Consider the following 19124-nt stretch of genomic DNA (forward strand, 5'->3'; position numbering starts at 1 on the left):
CGCCGCTCTGCCACCCCGCCCTAATTATCCTGATAAACAATCCCGGGCGGATTAACCTGCGAAATCTCCACCGCCTCGCCCTCTTCACCCCATCTTGCCAGCACCTGGCGATACTGGCCGCCAGCAATAGCGCCGTTGATCGCCTGCTGCAGCGCGACGTCCAGGCCATTGCCCTTCTTCGTGGTGACCGCCACCCAGGCGCGAAACGGTCCGTGCCCGACAATTTTGGTTTGCCCGCGCGAAGCCACTTTCCACGCCGCCATGGCCTGCGGGCCAAATGACGCATCGGCCCGGCCAGAGAGCAGCGCCAGCGTGGCGGAGGCATCATCGTTAAGATAAATCGGCTGCACCGGGGCCAGGCCCTGCGCCCGATTCTTCTCATCCCAGCTCAGTAATATTCGCTCCTGATTGGTACCGGAGCCCACAATAATCCGTTTGCCGGCCACGTCTTCCCGGCGACGAATTGCGCTGATTTTACTGTCCGCTTTCACCGCGAAGGCGTGGTTATCCGCGCGATAGGTGGCGAAATCAAACTTCTGCTTGCGCTCCTCGGTCACCGCGATATTAAACATCGCCACATCATAGCGCCCTGCCGTGATGCCCAGCGGCCAGTCCTCCCACGCCGCCGGCACCAGCCTGAGTTTCAGACCGAGGCTGTCGGCCAGCAGGCGCGCAATGTCCGGGTCGCTGCCGATCAGCGTTTTATTATCGGACGCCCAGAGGCCAATTGGCGGTGAATTACTGGCTGAAGTGGCGACGGTTAAATAGCCGGGTTGAACAAAATGAAATCCGGCGGGGATCTTCGCGATCGCCTGCGGATTGGCCGCCATGGTGATCGGCGTTTCGTTATGACTGGCGTCCAGCTGTTGCGCGCCTGTCGCGGGTGCCGCCAGCACCGCCCCCGTCAGCGCGACTATGATCGCTTGCTTCATTACAGCACCCTGGCGAGGAAACGTTTGGTGCGCTCATGACGCGGCTGATTCAGCACCTGCTGGCTGCTACCCTGCTCAACCACGCGCCCGTCAACCATAAACACCACGTTATCCGCCACTTCGCGCGCAAAGCCGATCTCGTGCGTGACAATCACCAGCGTGGTGCCGGATCGCGCCAGTTTTTTAATCACATCCAGCACTTCGCCCACCAGTTCCGGGTCGAGCGCCGAAGTCGGCTCATCAAACAGCATCACGCGCGGGTTGAGCATCAGCGCACGCGCAATCGCAATGCGCTGCTGCTGACCGCCAGAGAGATGCCGCGGCCAGGCATCGGCTTTGTGCCGCAGGCCGACCACATCCAGCAGCTCACCGGCGCGATCGATCGCTGCCCGGCGCGACAGCTGACGATGGGCAATCGGCGCTTCAATCAGATTTTCCAGCACCGTCAGGTGCGGAAACAGATTGAAGTTCTGGAACACATAGCCGACGTTGATGCGCTGCCGCAAAATCGCCTTCTCTTTCAGCTCATAGAGTTTATCGCCGCGCCGCTGATAGCCGATGTAATCGCCATCGATCTGAATAAAGCCTTCATCCACGCGCTCCAGATGATTGATGGTGCGCAGCAGCGTCGATTTGCCAGAACCGGACGGCCCGAGGATCACCGTCACCGAACCGGGAGCCAGCTCAAGCGACACCTCATCCAGCGCTTTATGCCGGCCAAACGTCTTGCTGACGCCGGTAATACTGATGGCGCCGGTGGTATGCAGATAGCGGTAATCAATGGCTTCGGACATGAGACAGCTCCTCGTTGACGGCAGGGTTCACGCTGCGGTTGCGCCACTGGCGCCAGCGCGAAGGTTGCGGTTCACGCGTGACGCTGCGTGCCAGCCAGCGCTCGACGCTGTGCTGCAGCAGCGACAGCACGGTGGTGATGATCAGATACCAGGCGGCTCCGACCATCAGCAGCGGGATCACCTGCTGGGTGCGGTTGTAGATCATCTGGATGGTGTAAAACAGCTCGGGCATCGCCAGCACATACACCATCGAGGTGCCCTTGGCGAGGCTGATGATCTCATTAAAGGTGGTGGGAATAATCGCACGCAGCGCCTGCGGCAGAATGATGCGAAACGTGCGGCGCGACGACGATAATCCCAGCGCCGAAGCGGCTTCAAACTGACCGTGATCGACGCCGAGAAACCCGCCGCGAATAATCTCCGCGCTATACGCGCTCTGCACCAGCGTCAGGCCAATCACCGCCGCCGGGAACTGGCCGAGCACGTTAATGGTCTGGAAGTGCCCCCACGACAGGGCGGTGAAAGGAATACCGAACGACAGCGTGTCGTACAGATACGAGAAGTTATACAGAATGATCAGCACCACAATCAGCGGCAGCGAGCGAAACAGCCAGATATAGCCAAACGCCAGCGTGCTCAGCAGCCACGATGACGAGAGCCGCGCCAGGGCCAGCAGGCCGCCGAATATCAGGCTCAGCAGTGTGCCGCACAGCGTCAGCAGCAGCGTTTGTCCCAGGCCATTAAGGATCACCGGATCAAAAAACCAGCGGGCAAACACGCTCCACTCCCAGCGCGGATTAAAGGCCACGGAATCGATCACCGCCGCAAGGATAAATAGCGCGATGATGGCACCGACGGTACGCGCCGGATAGCGTGCCGGCACCACGGTCAAAGGTTGTTGCTTACTCATGGTGGCTCTCCTTAGCTGGCCTGCGCCACGTTGTGCACATCAATTACTTTGAGAAAACGCAGCCGGCCATCGTGCGGCGGCTGGCCGTAAATCTCCATATCTTCGCGCAGCTCAAACTGCGGCTGATAGCCGTGGCCGATATACAGCTGTACCGCTTCCGGCTGACGGAAACCGGTGGTGAGAAACACGCGCTGATAGCCTGCGCGTAGCGCCCGGCGCTCCAGCTCCTGCAGAATCAGCAGTGCCAGTCCCTGACGGCGCAGGTCACGCCGCGTCCAGATGCGCTTCAGTTCGGCGGTGGTAGCATCCCACGGTTTGTAGGCGCCCATGGCGATGATCTCACCGTCGCGCTCCAGCACGATGAACAGCCCGCGCGGCGGCAGATACCACTCGGTCAGCTCAACTTCATTGTGTTTCCTGAAGAAATCGCCGTAGCGTGCTGCATATTCACCAAACAGACCGTCAAGAATCGGCTGCAGCTCCGGCGCTTCCGGTGACACTTCGCGGAAAAATTGCTGGCTCATGCCGCCTCCTTAATCGCCCAGTCCGGGCGGATTGATCTCGGAACGATCCAGACGCTCCACGCCTTCACCCCAGCGGTTCAGCACCTTGTCGTAGTCACCGTTTTTGATCACGCCGTTGAGTGCGGTGTTAATTGGCTGCACCAGCCCGTTGTCTTTCTTCACCGTCACCGCGATGTGCGCCGCCTTCGGCCAGCCGCCGTCCACGCTACCCACCAGCCGGGTCTTTTTGGTCAGCGCCGCTTTCCACGCGCCAATCACGTTAGGGCCGAAGTAAGCGTCGGCGCGCCCGGCCTGTAGCGCCAGCGTCTGCGCAGCGTCATCTTTGGTATAAACCGGTGTGAAAGGCTTCAGCCCCTTAGCCTGATTCTCTTTATCCCAGGCCAGCAGGATGGCCTCCTGATTGGTGCCGGAGCCGACAATGATGCGCAGGCCGGCGATATCTTCTGCCTTGCTCAGCGAGGTAATCGGGCTGCTGGTTTTCACATAGAAGCCCAGCGAATCTTTGCGGTAGGTGGCAAAATCAAAACGCTGTTTACGATCTTTGGTCACCGTCACGTTGGTGATCGCCGCGTCATATTTGCCCGATGCCACGCCCAGCGGCCAGTCTTCCCACGAGGTGGGCACGATGTTGAGCTTCAGCCCGAGGCTGTCGGCCACCAGACGCGCGATATCCACCTCACTGCCCAGCAGCGTTTTATTGTCGTCGCTGAATACCGTGAGCGGCGGCGAGTTGAGTGCCGCCACCGCCACGGTGAACGATCCCGGCACGGCAAATTTATGGCCCGCCGGAATTTGCGCCACGGCGGCAGGATTCTCTGGCGTGTTGATGGGCGTTTTATTGGCGGCAAGGCTCACCTGCTGACCATTGACGGCCACGTCCTCGGCCAGTGCCGCACTGCTCAGGCTGAGTAACAGCAGCACAATCAGGGATTTTTTCTGCATAGCGTGTTTTCTCATCGTTATTGTTGTGTGAACTGGTTGAGCGGTTGTCTCAGACCAAAGCTGGCACGCAGCGTGCTGCCCGGGTATTCGCGACGCGTCAGGCCGCGCGCCTGGAGAACCGGAATCACCTGATCAACAAAACGCTCGAAGGTGTCCGGCGTGCCGCCCTGAATAATGAAACCGTCAGTGGCTTCGGTTTCGAACCACAGCTGCAGACCATCCGCTACCTGCTGTGGCGTGCCGTGAAACAGCGGACGCGGCGTCGTGGCTTCCAGCGCCGCCTGGCGCAGCGTATGGCCGTGTTCACGCGCTTTGCGTTTGATTTCGTCGGTGGTGCTACGGAAACTGTTCTGGCCAATATCGCCAATGTCCGGGAAAGGCTGGTCGAGCGGATACTGCGAGAAGTCGTGATGGTCAAAGAAGCGACCAAGGTAGTTGAGTGCATCCTCAATCGAGACCAGCGCCGCGGTGGTCTGGTACTGGCGCTCAACGTCTGCGTCATCTTCCCCCACGATCACGCTAACGCCCTGGAAAATGTGCAGATCGCCCGGTTCACGCCCGTTCGCCACCAGCTGCTGCTTCACATCCCGGTAGAACGCCTGCGCCTCTTCGCGCGTTGGCTGATGGGTGAAGATGGCGTCAGCATGACGCGCCGCCAGCTTGCGGCCATCTTCCGAGGCGCCCGCCTGAAAGATAATCGGTCGGCCCTGCGGCGTGCGCTCAATGTTCAGCGGCCCCTGTACCTGGAAAAAATCACCGTGATGATTCAGCGTGTGCAGTTTGTCAGGCGCATAGAACTGACCGCTGGCTTTGTTGCGCACAAACGCGCCCTCTTCCCAGGAATCCCACAATCCTTTCACTACCTGCAGATATTCGTCGGCGATGCGGTAGCGCAGCGCATGCTCGGGATGCTGCTGACGCGAAAAGTTTTTTGCCGAGCCCTCCAGCGGCGATGTCACCACATTCCAGCCCGCGCGCCCGCCGCTGAGATGATCGAGACTGGCGAACTGGCGGGCGACGGTGAACGGCTCACTGTAGGAAGTGGACACCGTACCGACCAGACCGAGATGCTCGGTGACGCCGGCCAGCGCCGACAGCAGCGTCAGCGGTTCGAAGCGGTTAAGAAAGTGCGGGATCGATTTCTCATTGATGAACAGGCCATCGGCGACAAACAGGAAATCCAGTTTGCCAGCCTCGGCTTTACGGGCGATACGGCGGGCGTAATCAAAACTGATGCTGGCATCCGCCTGCGCCGCCGGATGACGCCAGGCGGACATGTTGCCGGATGCGCCGTGCAGAATGGTGCCGAGGCGCAGTTGTCTTGCAGTCATAATCGTCTCTCTTTGCTCATGGCGCAGCCTGCCGGCGATAGCCTTATCGCCGTACAGCGCTGCCAGAAATGGAAGGAAATCAGTTAAGGATGACGTCGCGACATCGCGCGTTTAGCTGCTGCAATGCCTGTTGCGCCAGCTGACTAAAGTAGTGTGCCGCCGGGGCGATCAGCGCTTCATCGGGGTTGAAGCCACCGTGATGCAGGCCAAATTCACTGGCGCTGCCAATGCTGACAAACGCGCCCGGTAGCTGCTGCAGGTAATAAGCGAAATCTTCGCCGCCAAGGTGCAGCTCAGCCTGTTGCACCTGATAACCCACCTGCTGCGCCACCTGACTGGCAAACTGTGCCCAGTGGGCGTCGTTCTCCAGCACCGGCGGCCCCGGATGCCAGCTAAAGGTGGCCGTGGCACCGCTGGCGGCGGCGATATTGACCACCACCTCGCGCGCACGCTGCTCCAGCTGCGCGCGCACCTGTTTATCGTGCGTACGCACCGTGCCGCCAAATTCCGCTTCAGCCGTCGGCTGACCGTCGTGCCTGTGTGCATCAATCCGCGTGACGCTCAGCACCAGACTGTCCAGCGTATTAAAGCTGCGGCTGGTGAGGGATTGCAGCGCCTGAATAATCTGGCTGGCGACCAGGATGCTGTTTACGTCCGTGCGGGTGCTGTGCACGCGCACCACAAATTTATCGGCGTTGGCATAAAACGCACCGCTGCGCGTGGCAAAGGTGCCCGTGGGCAAACCCGGTTCGTTGTGCATGCCAAAAATCGCCTGTACCTGATCCAGCACACCCGCGTCGATGAACTGGCGCGCGCCCTGGGCAATCTCTTCCGCCGGCTGGAACAGGATGCGCACCCGCCCCGGTAGCTGAGCTTCCCGTGCTTTCAGCTGCAGCGTGGCACCCAGTATCACCGCACTGTGCACATCGTGACCGCAGGCGTGCATGACGCCGGCTTGCCGTGAACGAAAAGGCAGCCCGGTGGCTTCATGGATCGGTAATGCATCGATATCGGCACGCAGGGCGATCAGGGGCGCGCCCTGACCCACTTCCGCCACCACGCCGGTGTGCAGCGGATAATCCAGCAGGCGCACGTCAGCCTGCTGCAGCCAGCGGCGCAGCCGCGCGCTGGTTTCCACTTCATGACCGGAGAGTTCCGGCCAGCTGTGCAGCTCGCGCCGCCAGTCAATCAGCTGCTGTTCGCTTACTATCGTCACAGGACCTCCCGGTCAGGCGCTAACCAGACGATGCGTCGCCAGCAGTTCGAGGGATTTCACCCGCGCCTGCTCCTCCGCCACCGGTGTATCAATAACAAACTCTTCAATGCCGTAACGCTGGTGCAGCGCATCAAGCTGCGCGTGCACCTGTGCCGCGGTCCCTTTCAGCAGCGACGGCGTGCGTGGCTCAATCACGTAGTCACTGAACCCGCCCTGACGCACATAGCGCTCAGCCTGTTCAATGCTGCCGACGTTAACGCTCTGTCCACCCGTCACGCTGACGTGATAAATGCGCAGTGTGTCGACCAGCAGGTCAGCTTCTGCCGGCGAATCCGCTACCACCACCTGCACCGCCACCAGCGCACGCTGACCCTGACTGTGCAGGCGATAGCTGTTCAGCACCTGTGCCATCAGTTGCGGATCGCCGTTGTGGTGTGCGGCGAACACCAGTTGCCAGCCGAGCTCTGCCGCCAGTCGGGCGCTCGCTTCGCTGGCCCCGAGCAGAAAGCGATTGGCCGGACGCGGCGGCTGCGGCGTGGCGCGCAGGATCTCCTCATCCCCCACCGGCGGCACACTGAGCCAGCTATCCAGCAGCGCCAGCTGTTCGGCAAAGCTGCCTTTCTCCTGCTGGTGCACCCCCAATTGCAGCGCGCGGGTGGAAAGCGGCAGTCCGCCGGGCGCTTTCCCCACGCCCAGGTCGATACGTCCAGGTGCCAGCGCAGCCAGCAGGTTGAAGTTTTCCGCCACTTTATAAGGGCTGTAGTGCTGCAACATCACGCCGCCGGAACCCACGCGGATATGCCGGGTCTGGCCGATGATCCAGGCAATCAACAATTCCGGCGAAGGACTCGCCAGCTGGTCGCTGTTGTGGTGTTCCGCCAGCCAGAAGCGGTGATAACCCCAGGCTTCCGCGCGCTGAGCCAGCTGCAGTGTGCGATGCAGGGCCTGCGTGGCGCTCTCACCTGCTGCAATCGGTGATTTGTCGAGCAAACTCAGTCGGTATGACATGCGCCTGTTCCTTATTTTGATGAATAGGGTTGCGATGAATATGGCGCTTAGTGTGGCGGGGAGATTTATATTTCGTAAAACAACTAAATCGGCAAAGCGATTCAGGAAATGAGAAATAGTCATAATACTTGCTGGTGAAATCCTGATTTTTCATAAAGCGGATTTCGCTTTCTGTCGGGTTAACATTACGCGAGCCGGCAATGATCCGCAGCAGCAATAACCTCAGTGCAGATTTTCAGGTTGAGAAAAAAACAATTTTTATCGAGCCAGGAAAACAACCCGGTAATTGCGGCATACAATTAATTCTCCGCTTTTGTTATTTTCGCAAAAGCTTAGTGCAATTCATTGGTTCAACTCATGGGTTGCACATTTGATGATGATTTCAGCCCACCGGGCACTTGATAACAAAGGAAATCATCATGAAGACGCATTTTCACTTGCGGGCGCTGAGCTTAGCCCTGCTGACAGGGATATTTAGCGCCCACGCGGCGGAGACGCCGGTCAAAGGCGGCACGCTGATTTATCTGGAACAGCAGGCACATACCAATCTTTATCCGCCGGCCGGGGGTTTTTATCCCAACGGCGGCATTCTCAATCAGATCACCGACAAACTGACGTGGCAAAATCCGAAAACGCTGCAGGTAGAACCGTGGATTGCCGAAAGCTGGAGCAGCAACGCGGATAAAACGGAATACACTTTTAAAATTCGCCCTGGCGTCACCTTTTCCGATGGCACACCGCTGGATGCGAATGCCGTGGCGAAAAACTTTGATACTTACGGACTCGGTAATAAAGCCCAGCGCCTGCCGGTGTCTGAAGTGATTAATAATTACCAACGCAGCGAAGTGATTGATCCCCAGACGGTGAAGTTTTATTTCAAACAGCCCTCACCTGGATTTTTACAGGGCACGGCCACCATTGGCTCCGGGCTGGTTTCTCTCAGCACGCTGCAACGCAGTTTCGACCAGCTCGGCGATGCGCGCCATATTATTGGCTCCGGGCCGTTTGTGGTCAGCGATGAAAAGCTCGGGCGGGAAGTGGATTTAACCGCGCGCAAAGATTACCAGTGGGGACCGAAAAACAGCACCCAGCAGGGACCGGCGAATTTGGCTGGCATCAAATTTATCGTCACACCGGAAGATAGCGTGCGCATCGGCGCGCTGCTGGCCGGCCAGGCCGATTTTATTCGCCAGGTGCAGGCGTATGACGAAAAACAGGCACAGCAGCAGGCGTTCCCGGTTTACGCAGCGCCGACGCGTGGCGTCAACGACAGCATCAGCTTCCGCCCGGACAACCCGCTGGTCAGCGATCTGCGTGTACGTCAGGCGCTGTTGCACGCGACCAACGCGCAGCAGGTGGTGCAAACCCTGTTTTCACCTAACTATCCGCAGGCCACCTCGGTACTCGCCGCCTCGGCCGCCGGGTATGTCAACCTCGCGGACAAACTGAAATACGATCCCGCCCGCGCCGGGCAACTGCTTGATGAGGCTGGCTGGCAGCCCGGCAGCGACGGCATCCGCGCTAAAGCGGGGCAAAAGCTGGCCCTGACCGTGTATGAATCGCTGCCGCAGCCGCAGAACAAAGAAGTGCTGCAGCTGGTGGCCCAGCAGTGGCGTCAGGTTGGCGTCCAGCTCACGGTGAAAGCCGGTGACGCCGGCAGCCGCACGCTGGACAACCTCGATCCGCTAAAAACCCCGCTCACGGTCTCGGAAGTGGGCCGCGCCGACCCGGACGTGGTGAAGAGCATGTTTTATCCCGCCAACCGCGATGCGCTGCTGCAAAAAGGCGGCTCCAGCGACAAAGTCCGGCATTTCCGTGACGACCAACTCAACAAGCTTTTGGTGGCGATCTCGGCCGAAGTCGATCCGACGAAACGTCTGGCGCTCACCGGAGACGCCCAGCGTTATCTGCTGGATCAGGCTTATGTAATCCCGATCTTTGAAGAGCCGCAGGTGTTTGCCGGCGCGCCGTGGCTGAAGGGCGTGAGCTTTGAAGCCGTAGGCCGGCCGTCATTCTACGGCGCATGGCTGGAAAAACATTGAGAGGATGATGATGCGATACGCACTGCTGCATAGAGCGGGACAAAGCCTGCTGGTGTTATGGGCGGCATTTACCCTGTCGTTTCTGCTGCTGCAGGTGCTGCCGGGCGATGCGGTGCTGATCAAGTTCCAGAATCCGGATCTGGGTCTCAGCCCGCAGCAAATTGCAGAGATGCGGCAGGCCTACGGTGCCGATAGCCCGATCTGGCAGCAGTATCTGCATACGCTGCTGGCGATGCTGCGCGGTGACTTTGGCTACTCGGTGCAGGCAGGTGTGCCGGTCAGCGATCTGCTGCGCAGCAATCTGCCCGCCACGCTGCAGCTGGCGCTGGCCGGATTTGCCGTTGCCTGCGTGGTGGCCTTCGCACTGGCGGCGCTGGCGCGACTGCCTGCGCTGCGCCTGCTGCGTACGCTATTGCAGTCGCTGCCGGCACTGTTTATTTCGCTGCCGACGTTCTGGCTTGGCATCGCGCTGATTCAGCTGTTCTCCTTTCAATTGCGCTGGATCCCGGTGATCAACCCATCGCCCCTGCAGGGGCTGATTCTGCCGGTGCTGACCGTCGCCGTGCCCATCTCCGCCCCGCTGGCCCAGATTCTGCTGCGCAGCATTGATCAGGTTGCTACCCAGCCGTTTGTCGCCGTGGCCCGCGCCAAAGGTGCCAGCGCACCACACGTGCTGTGGCGCCATATCATGCGCAACGCGCTGCTGCCGGTGCTCAATGTGGCCGGTTTACTGCTGGGGGAATTGATCGCGGGCGCGCTGATTACCGAAACCGTGTTCGGCTTAAGCGGCATCGGCCAGCTGACCCAGCAGGCGGTCAACAATCAGGATGTGGCGGTGTTACAGGCGGTAGTAATGATCTCCGCACTGGCGTTTGTACTGATCAACCTGCTGGTCGATCTGCTGATGCCGCTGTTCGACCCACGTCTGCAAACCGTAGCCGGAGGAAATTCATGAGTCTGGTCGATTACTCTACCGCGCGTCAGGGACAGCCGGCCTTGCGGCGCGATCGTGCCCGCCGCCTGCAGCCCGGCTTGTGGCTGGCATGGACGGTGCTGGCGCTGGCGTTTGTGGCGGCCGTGGCACCGCAGCTGTTTACCCACTATAGCCCGACCGAAGGCATTGCCGGCGCGCAGCGCTTAGCGCCGCACAGTGTGCACTGGCTCGGCACCGATCAACTCGGACGCGACCTGCTGGCGCGCATCGTCTATGGTGCCTCGCAGTCGCTCTCTGCGGCGGTCGCAGCGGTGGCGATGGGGCTCACTGGCGGAACCGCGCTGGGCGTCCTGGCTGGGGCCGTGGGCGGCCGCGGTGAACAGGCACTGATGCGACTGGTTGATGTGCTGCTTTCAATCCCGGCGCTGCTGCTGTCATTAAGCCTGCTGATCCTGCTGGGTTTTGGCACCGTGCACGCTGCGCTGGCGGTGGGCATCGCCTCGATTGCCAGTTTTGCCCGGCTGGCACGCGGCGAAGTGGTGCGGGTACGCCGCAGTGAATATGTGGAAGCGGCTTTCGGCAGTGGCGGCCGTTTCTGGCAGGTACTGTGGCGCCACATTGTCCCGAACTCGCTGACCGCGGTGATTGCCTTCGCCGCGCTGCAGTTCGGTCAGGCCATTCTGGCGCTCTCAACCCTCAGCTTTCTCGGCTATGGCACGCCGCCACCGACCCCCGAATGGGGTTTGCTGATCGCCGAAGGCCGCAACTATCTGGCTACCGCGTGGTGGCTGACTACCTTTCCCGGCGTGGTGGTGGTCGCCGTGGTGCTGGCGGCAAATCGCGTCAGCCGTCAGCTGGCAGGATGTGACGCATGACAGCGCTATTGAATGTGGAAAACCTCAGCCTCAGCTATCGCCAGCGCGGCGAGTGGCACGAAGTGGTACACAACGTGAGCTTTTCCCTGCAGCCGGGCGAAATGGTGGCGCTGGTCGGTGAATCCGGCTCAGGCAAAACCACCACGGCCCAGGCGATTATCGGTCTGCTGGCGGACAATGCCCGGCGCGATAGCGGTAAAATTTTGCTGAACGGCACCGATATCGCCGGCTGGTCATCCCGGCGCATGGACAGCGTGCGCGGCGTGCATATCAGCCTGGTGCCGCAGGATCCCGGTAATTCGCTTAATCCGGTGAAGACCATTGGCGATCAGGTTGGCGAGATCCTGCAGCTGCATCAGAAGCTTAGCCGGACCGCGCGCCAGCAGCGCGTGCTGGAACTGCTGCAAAAAGTTGGGCTGAGCCATCCTGAGCAGCGCCTGCATCAATATCCGCATCAGCTTTCTGGCGGAATGAAGCAGCGCGTGCTGATTGCCATCGCCCTCGCCCTGCAACCACAGTTGATCATCGCCGATGAGCCGACCAGCGCGCTCGATGTTACGGTGCAAAAGCGCATTCTCGATCTGCTCGACCAGCTACGCCGTGAGTTCGCCACCGCCGTGCTGTTTGTCACCCACGACCTGGCGCTGGCCGCGGAACGCGCTGACCGTCTGCTGGTGTTTCGTCACGGCGAGATCCAGGAACAGGGAAGCGCAGCGACGCTGGTCAGCGCGCCACAGCATCCTTATACCCGCCAGCTGTTACAGGACGCGGTGCCCGATGCTGCCGCTCTGCCTTATCCGTCCGCAGCCCGTTTTTCCACACCGGCGATTCAGCTCAACGCCATCGATAAACAGTTTGCGCTTGGCAGGCAGCAGACGCTGACGGTGGCGAAAGCGGTCAGCCTGACGGTGCCACGCGGCACGACGCACGCGCTGGTGGGTGAATCCGGTTCCGGCAAAACCACGCTGGCGCGCATTCTGCTTGGCTTTGAACGCGCCGATCGCGGCAAAGTGGTGATTGACGGCATTGATGCCAGCAGCCTGCGCGGCGAAGCGCTGCGCCAGCTACGGCGCAAAATACAGTTTGTTTACCAGAATCCGTTCGCCTCGCTCGATCCGCGCCAGACGCTGTTTAACATCATTGAAGAACCGCTGCGCAACTTCGGCTCGCTCAGCGCCGCCGCACGCCAGCAGCGGGTGCACGAGGTGGCGCAGCGCGTGGCACTGCCGCTGGATCTGCTGACGCGCAAGCCACGCGAGCTGTCCGGCGGCCAGCGTCAGCGCGTCGCCATCGCACGGGCGTTGATCCCGCAACCGGCGATCCTGGTGCTGGATGAGGCAACGTCAGCACTGGACGTCACGGTGCAGGCGCAGATTCTGCAGCTGCTGCAACAGTTGCAGCGCGAGCTGGGCCTCACCTATCTGTTTATCACCCACGATTTGGCCACCGTACGACGACTGGCACACAGCGTTACCGTGCTGCGCGCCGGCGAAGTGGTTGAACAAGGTGACACCGTCACACTGTTCAATGCGCCGCAGCATCCCTACACCCGCGCGTTGATTGACGCCATTCCGGTTTTCCGTCCGCTGATTAAGGAGTCTGCATGACGCGCAAACGCATCGGTTTTTTTACCCGCCTGCTCGACGACACCACGGCGCAACAGCGCTACCGGCTGGCGACGGAACAAATTCAGCACGCTGAACGCTGCGGATTTGACAGTGCCTGGATCGCGCAGCACCACTTTCATGAAAAGGAAGGCGGGCTGCCCTCGCCGCTGGTGTTTCTTGCCCACGTGGCCGCGCACACCCGTCATATCCGCCTCGGCACCGGCATCATCACCCTGCCGCTGGAAAATGCCCTGCGCGTGGCCGAAGACGCGGCGGTGCTGGATCTGCTGAGCGACGGACGCCTGGAAATTGGGCTCGGCTCCGGCGGCACGCCAACCTCATTTTTGCCGTTTGGCCTGACCAGCGAACAGCGCGCCGGCGTGTTTGCCGACCAGTTGCATACGCTGCTCAGCGCGTGGCGCGGCGACACGCTGGCCCATCCGGACAATCATCTCTATCCGCCGGCGCCCACGCTGGCGCAGCGCGTGTGGATCGCCACCTTTTCCGTTGCAGGCGCGACGCGTGCCGGCCAGGCCGGTCACGGGCTGATGTTATCGCGCACCCAGCCGCGGCCGGCGGGTCAGCCGGACCTGTCGCTGCAGCAGCTGCAAAACCCGATGATCGATGCTTATCTCGCGGCGCTGCCGTCGGGCGTGGCGCCCCGCATCCTGGCTTCACGCACCGCGTTTGTTGCCGACTCGAACGACTACGCGCGCCGCCTTGCCGCGCCCGGTCTGCAACGCCAGGCAGAGCAGTTTCGCAAGGCGGGCCACGACATCACCGGCAGCACGCTGGAGAGCCACGCGCGCCAGCTCGATGCACATATCGGCGATGCGGACGCGGTGCTGGCTTCGCTGCTGGCCGACAGCACGCTGACGCGCGCCACCGACATCACCTTCCAGGTGCACTCTATCGATCCGCCGCACGCCGATACGCTGCGTTCGGTGGCGTTAATTGCTGAACATATTGCCCCCACGCTGCGTGCGCTGGGGACCGCTTAACAGGAGAAAACCATGTCTCAGGCTACAGATTTACTGGCGGCGCTGGCCGATATCGACCCGGCGGCGCAACTGGCAGAGGCGCGCAGCGTGCGTCAGGCCGCGACCCGACACGCACAGGGCAGCTATGAGGTGCTGTTTGGCCAGGATGACGACGATTTCCCGCTGGCGCAGCGTTACGCGCTCGCCGGGCAGGTCGCGGGCTGGCACGGCGTCACATCATTGCAGGCACACTATCAGCAGCAATCCAGCGAAACCCCGACAGATACGCGCTTTGCCGCCGGTCGCGCCTTTGCTGAACTGCTGAGCCTGCATCCGGTCGACGCCACACCGCAACAACTGACCACGCTGCGCCATGCCGGCTGGACGCCGCGCGGCATCGTCACGCTGGCGCAGCTGGTGGGATTTGTCAGCTTTCAAAGTCGCCTGCTGACCGGCCTGCGCCTGCTGAGCGGTGAAGCGTCGCGCGCTCAGCCGCATGCGGTGGCCGGCAAATGGCATAGCGCGCCGCTCACGGCCAGCGGACAGACTGCGCTCACCGCGTTTACCCAGCAGGAGCTGGGCTGGGAGCCGTGGCTGGCAGCCAAACCGCTCAGCGAGTTTACGGCGGAAGAACAGGCGACGCTGGCAAAAAACGGTCATAGCGAGTCCGACTATTTCCGTCTGCTGGCGCGCAATCTGCCGCTGCTGGAACAACGCACGCTGACGGATAAAGGCATCTTTTATACGCCAGGCGGTTTACCTCGCGCCGAGCGCGAACTGGCGGCCACGGTAGTGAGTAAAGTCAATGGCTGCATTTACTGCGCATCCGTGCATGCCCGCAAAGCCAGTCAGCTGTCAAAAGATGAGACTGCGGTGCAGAAACTCCTGAATGTCGCGCCAGGTGCCGAGCTGGCACACGGCCAGTCCGCGCGCTGGGCGGCGATTATCGATTTTGTCGCCACCTTATCGCTAACCCCGGTCGCCAGCAGCCAGACCCAGCTGCAGGCGCTGCGCGAGCACGGACTGGATACGCTGCAGCTGCTGGACCTGATCCAGTCCGCCGCGTTTTTTGCCTGGGCCAACCGCCTGATGCTAACGCTGGGCGAACCTTTCTTACCCGAACAGCCGCAGGGATGACCATGACACACACGTTATCTGCCACACCGGCAGCGTTTACTGACCATTTTCATATCACCATTCAAGGCAAAGGCGCTCACGCTGCACGTCCGCATGAGGGCATCGATAGTATCGTTACCGGCAGCCATATCGTCAGCGCGCTGGCGGCCGCCGGCCTGGATGTCACCCGCTTTCAGGGTGGCAACAGCTGGAACGTGCTGCCGCCAGAGGTCGTCGTGGAAGGCGTGCTGCACAGCGAGGATGCCAGCGCGCGCCAGCGATCATCGGCGCAGGCCGCGACGCTGGTCAGCCATATTGCCCGGGCGTTCGGCGCCGAAGCGCAGCTCGCCTGGCAACCGCAACGCGAAGCCGAACGCAGCGCGACACCGCGGTCATCGTAATGATGCGAACCAGGAGGCAGATAATGGCGATACCGGTACCCATTCCACAGCTCGATCATGCAGTGATCAATGTTGCCGATCGGCTGGATGACGCCAGCGCGCTGTATCGCCGGCTCGGTTTCCAGCTCACGCCACGCGGCCATCATTCGCTTGGCTCCAGTAATCATCTGGCGGTGTTTGGTGATAATTATCTGGAACTGCTGGGCTATGAAGCCGGGCGTGCGCAACAGCGTCAGGATATCTGGCAGGCACCGGCGGGCCTGAGCGGTCTGGCATGGAAAACCGGCGATGCCGATGCGGTGTGGCGCTATCTGGAAAGTCAGGATATTGATGGCGATCCCGCCGCCAGTTTTTACCGGCCGGTGCAGTTGCCGGATGGTAGCGCACAGCAGGCGCGTTTTCGCACCGTTTGCCTGCGCCCCGCCCTGGTGCCAAACGGACGCAGTTTTTTCTGCCAGCATGAGACACCGCAGGCGGTCTGGCAGCCAGTGTGGCAGCAGCATCCCAACGCGGTGACCGACATTATTGAGTTTGTGGTGGTGGCCCAGGATCCGGCAGCCGCCGCGCTGCCCTACAGTCGTTTATTTGGTGCTGATAAGCTCACCGCCTGTCAGCAGGGCGCGTTTGTGCTGAAAGCGGGCGTGGCCACCGTGCGCTTTGCCGCTGCGCACTATGTGACGCAGCGCTTTACCGGCCTGCCGCCCGATTATGACGGCAGTGCGCGTATGGCCGCGCTGACGCTGCGCAGCAGCGACTTACGCAGGGTGAAAGCCAGCCTGCTGCTGGGCGATGTGCCTTTCCGCGAAGAGCCAGACGCCATCGTGGTCAGCGCGGAACAGGCCAGCGGCGTGGCGCTAAGGTTTCAGCTATGAAAGCATTGCCGGAGTAGATTGCCTGCTGAGGACCAGGCAAGCGAACCAGATCTTAATCTCATCGCTTACTGTAGAAATAGAAACACGACAACAGGCCGTTATTAAAACGGCCTGTTGCAATGACTATGACGCCTGATTTGCAGCGTATAATTTATTATTTATACACTGTTGCCGTACCCTGTATTTTCTTACCTTCTTTGCCGGAGGTGATCACAAAATATTTACCCCCCATCTCATCGGCCTTTTTCGAGATTTCAGCCATGGCCTCTGCCGGTGAACTGTATTCATTATTGGTACTAACCTTACCAACTTCCTGATACTGCTTAGCCTCTTCTTTAGTAATCTCCTGCGCTGCCAGAGCCGATAAAGAGAAAGTTGACGCCACCAGCAATGACATTATTGCTACCGTAATTTTTTTCATAAATCACCCCAGATTAATTGATTCCATCCCGTTCCGGATGGCCTTTTAAGGCTTAGGTGAGCCATAAAAATAACGCAAACCTGAACGCTAAAAAATATGACCCGCCTCGTAAAAAATAACCAGCCACTTTCAGCCAACAGAAAAATAATTTATATATTACAATAGGTTAAGTAATATTCAGCTTATTTAAAATAAGAAATACCTTAGCCGAAATGCGCAGCAGTGCGATACAGCAGAAAAAAATCACTCTGCCGCTCACATTTTTAAAATAGCACTTGGCATTCCAGTTATGAGCCGCTATGGTTGCTACATAACCAGATACACAGCCTGCTCATTTTTTGCATTTTTATACCTTGGTTACTTATACCCTCTCGCACACCGCATATTTTTCGCCTGCACGCAGCCTGCGTGCAGCGGGCCACGCTTTAATAAAAACTATTTAAAATCACAGATAATCAGACTGACTGAGCACCGCCATTCCGCACCGGGAAATAGCTATCAAAAAGATGCGTTTATTCATCTGCCGTCCTTTCAGGGTAAGGAGGAAATAACCGTCTGCGCAGCACTTATTCGGTCGGAAAAATTCTGACCTGGTCGGAATACAATTATCGGAGTGCAGAAATGTCCAGATTACCTTTTAGCAAGTCACTATTAGCGTCCATGCTATCTGTGGCCTGCTGTTCCTGGAGCGCCCATGCGGCTCCTCAATCCCCGACGCCCTCTACCGCGCCCGAGCAAAATTCGGGCAAGCCTAACATCGTGGTGATTTTTGGCGATGACATTGGCTACTGGAACATCAGTTCCTATAACCAGGGCACCATGGGATACAAAACGCCCAACATCGACAGTATTGCCGCCGAGGGCGCCAAATTCACCTCGTATTACGCCGAGCAAAGCTCCACCGCCGGACGCTCGTCGTTTATCACCGGGCAGATGCCGTTCCGCACCGGCATGAGTAAAGTCGGTATGCCAGGTGCGCCGCAGGGCCTGCAGAAAGAAGATCCGACCATTGCCTCAATTTTGAAACAGCTCGGCTATGCCACCGGTCAGTTTGGTAAAAACCATCTGGGCGATCGCAATGAATTCCTGCCTACCGCACACGGCTTCGACGAGTTCTTTGGCAATCTTTATCACCTGAACGCCGAAGAAGAACCGGAAAACCCGGACTATCCGAAAGATCCTGAGTACCGTAAACAGTTCGGTCCGCGCGGCGTCATTAAAGCCAGCGCGGATGGCAAGGTTGAAGATACCGGGCCACTGAACGTGAAACGTATGGGCACGGTGGATGAAGAGTTCCTCGCCGCCAACAACGATTTCATGGAGCGTCAGGTCAAAGCGGGCAAACCGTTTTTTACCTGGTTCAACACCACGCGCATGCACAACAAAACGCACATTAAACCGCAGGATCAGGGCGTGACCGGCCTCGGAGACTACGCAGACGGCATGGTTGAGCACGATAAAATGATCGGCGAGGTGCTGAAGAAAATCAAAGATCTGGGTATAGAAGATAACACCATCGTGATTTACACCACCGACAACGGTCCGATGATCGCCACCTGGCCTGATGCCGGCATGACGCCATTCCGTGGCGAAAAAAATACCGGCTGGGAGGGCGGGTTCCGCGTACCCGCGATGATCAAATGGCCGGGGCATATTAAGCCCGGCACGATGATCAACGATATTTTCGGCAGCAACGACTGGTTCCCGACGCTGGTTGCCGCAGCGGGCGTGCCGGATATCAAACAGCAGCTGCTGAAAGGCTATAAGACCAGCGCCATGACCTACAAAGTGCATCTGGACGGTTACAACCAGCTGGATTTCCTGCAGGGCAAAGGGCCCGACCAGCGTAATGAGTTCTTCTACTGGAGCGATGACGGCGATCTGTTAGCGATGCGCTACGGTCGCTGGAAAGCGCATTTCATGATTCAGGAACACACCGGCCTCGACCTGTGGAAATATCCGTTCGTTAAACTGCGCACGCCACTGATCTTCGACCTGGAGATCGACCCGCTGGAGCGCGGTGACAGCGGTATGGATTACAACCACTGGTTCTATGACCGTCTGTTCCTGCTGGGTGGCGCGCAGAAATATGCCGCAGAAATGCTGCAAAGCTTCAAAGAGTTCCCGCCTCGTCAGAAACCCGGCTCCTTCACCGTTTCGGATGTGCAGAAACTGATTGACGAAGGCAGCCCGGCCACTAACTGAGTTATGACTCACAG

At 59.6% G+C, this 19124-nt stretch carries 18 protein-coding genes; 9 read left to right on the forward strand and 9 right to left on the reverse strand.

The genetic code is table 11. The features are described from left to right. Positions 1-20: 20 nt before the first annotated feature. The 8 genes from AC6I79_RS22040 to AC6I79_RS22075 form a co-directional block, all read right to left on the reverse strand. Positions 21-932, reverse strand: a complete 912-nt coding sequence (locus AC6I79_RS22040; RefSeq protein WP_498027769.1) for an ABC transporter substrate-binding protein — start codon at positions 930-932, stop codon at positions 21-23. Further along, complete coding sequence (locus AC6I79_RS22045) at positions 932-1726, reverse strand: amino acid ABC transporter ATP-binding protein (protein WP_021509061.1); 795 nt, start codon at positions 1724-1726, stop codon at positions 932-934. Before AC6I79_RS22045 ends, AC6I79_RS22040 begins: the two co-directional genes overlap by 1 nt. Beyond that, complete coding sequence (locus tag AC6I79_RS22050) at positions 1710-2636, reverse strand: amino acid ABC transporter permease (protein ID WP_021509060.1); 927 nt, start codon at positions 2634-2636, stop codon at positions 1710-1712. Before AC6I79_RS22050 ends, AC6I79_RS22045 begins: the two co-directional genes overlap by 17 nt. A gap of 11 nt (positions 2637-2647) precedes the next feature. Next, the gene (locus AC6I79_RS22055) at positions 2648-3160 is read right to left on the reverse strand and encodes a GNAT family N-acetyltransferase (protein ID WP_021509059.1); all 513 of its coding nucleotides are present in this window, start codon (positions 3158-3160) and stop codon (positions 2648-2650) included. 9 nt (positions 3161-3169) lie between these two features. Next, entirely contained in the window at positions 3170-4102 is a 933-nt protein-coding gene (locus tag AC6I79_RS22060) for an ABC transporter substrate-binding protein (protein WP_058781522.1), read from the reverse strand. Between the two features lie 17 nt (positions 4103-4119). Beyond that, entirely contained in the window at positions 4120-5433 is a 1314-nt protein-coding gene (locus AC6I79_RS22065) for an LLM class flavin-dependent oxidoreductase (RefSeq protein ID WP_498027770.1), read from the reverse strand. Between the two features lie 79 nt (positions 5434-5512). After that, the gene (locus tag AC6I79_RS22070; protein ID WP_238562084.1) at positions 5513-6649 is read right to left on the reverse strand and encodes an amidohydrolase; all 1137 of its coding nucleotides are present in this window, start codon (positions 6647-6649) and stop codon (positions 5513-5515) included. 12 nt (positions 6650-6661) lie between these two features. Further along, positions 6662-7657, reverse strand: a complete 996-nt coding sequence (locus tag AC6I79_RS22075) for an MsnO8 family LLM class oxidoreductase (RefSeq protein ID WP_498027771.1) — start codon at positions 7655-7657, stop codon at positions 6662-6664. 419 nt (positions 7658-8076) lie between these two features. Here AC6I79_RS22075 and AC6I79_RS22080 point away from each other — a divergent pair, with 419 nt between their 5' ends. The 8 genes from AC6I79_RS22080 to AC6I79_RS22115 are packed head-to-tail and all read left to right on the forward strand — an operon-like array spanning position 8077 to position 16484. Then, positions 8077-9699, forward strand: coding sequence for a TIGR04028 family ABC transporter substrate-binding protein (locus tag AC6I79_RS22080; RefSeq protein ID WP_498027772.1), 1623 nt, complete (start codon positions 8077-8079; stop codon positions 9697-9699). A 10-nt stretch (positions 9700-9709) separates the two neighbouring features. After that, positions 9710-10654, forward strand: a complete 945-nt coding sequence (locus tag AC6I79_RS22085; protein ID WP_498027896.1) for an ABC transporter permease — start codon at positions 9710-9712, stop codon at positions 10652-10654. After that, the gene (locus tag AC6I79_RS22090) at positions 10651-11508 is read left to right on the forward strand and encodes an ABC transporter permease (RefSeq protein ID WP_498027773.1); all 858 of its coding nucleotides are present in this window, start codon (positions 10651-10653) and stop codon (positions 11506-11508) included. The genes AC6I79_RS22085 and AC6I79_RS22090 overlap by 4 nt, the downstream gene beginning before the upstream one ends. Then, on the forward strand, positions 11505-13115 hold the full coding sequence (locus AC6I79_RS22095) for a dipeptide ABC transporter ATP-binding protein (RefSeq protein ID WP_132463071.1): 1611 nt from the start codon (positions 11505-11507) through the stop codon (positions 13113-13115). Before AC6I79_RS22090 ends, AC6I79_RS22095 begins: the two co-directional genes overlap by 4 nt. Next, positions 13112-14116 carry a putative FMN-dependent luciferase-like monooxygenase gene (locus AC6I79_RS22100; protein ID WP_058770238.1) on the forward strand — a complete coding sequence of 335 codons (1005 nt, stop codon included), beginning with the start codon at positions 13112-13114 and terminating at the stop codon, positions 14114-14116. The genes AC6I79_RS22095 and AC6I79_RS22100 overlap by 4 nt, the downstream gene beginning before the upstream one ends. 12 nt (positions 14117-14128) lie before the next feature. Next, on the forward strand, positions 14129-15232 hold the full coding sequence (locus tag AC6I79_RS22105) for an alkylhydroperoxidase domain protein (RefSeq protein WP_150360326.1): 1104 nt from the start codon (positions 14129-14131) through the stop codon (positions 15230-15232). A gap of 2 nt (positions 15233-15234) precedes the next feature. Further along, entirely contained in the window at positions 15235-15612 is a 378-nt protein-coding gene (locus AC6I79_RS22110; RefSeq protein WP_283342339.1) for a peptidase dimerization domain-containing protein, read from the forward strand. Positions 15613-15635: 23 nt separating this feature from the next. Beyond that, positions 15636-16484: a VOC family protein gene (locus tag AC6I79_RS22115; RefSeq protein WP_159377681.1), complete on the forward strand. Its 849-nt coding sequence runs from the start codon at positions 15636-15638 to the stop codon at positions 16482-16484. A 154-nt stretch (positions 16485-16638) separates the two neighbouring features. On the opposite strand, the gene AC6I79_RS22120 is transcribed toward AC6I79_RS22115, so the two are convergent. Beyond that, positions 16639-16905 (reverse strand): YdgH/BhsA/McbA-like domain containing protein, encoded by a 267-nt coding sequence (locus tag AC6I79_RS22120; protein WP_058770242.1) that lies wholly within the window; start codon positions 16903-16905, stop codon positions 16639-16641. Positions 16906-17526: 621 nt separating this feature from the next. On the opposite strand from AC6I79_RS22120, the gene AC6I79_RS22125 reads away from it, so the two are divergent. After that, a complete protein-coding gene (locus AC6I79_RS22125; RefSeq protein ID WP_058770243.1) occupies positions 17527-19110 on the forward strand; it encodes an arylsulfatase in 1584 nt (527 codons plus the stop codon). Positions 19111-19124 lie beyond the last annotated feature (14 nt).

This window comes from gamma proteobacterium symbiont of Scutellera amethystina, assembly GCF_059730845.1.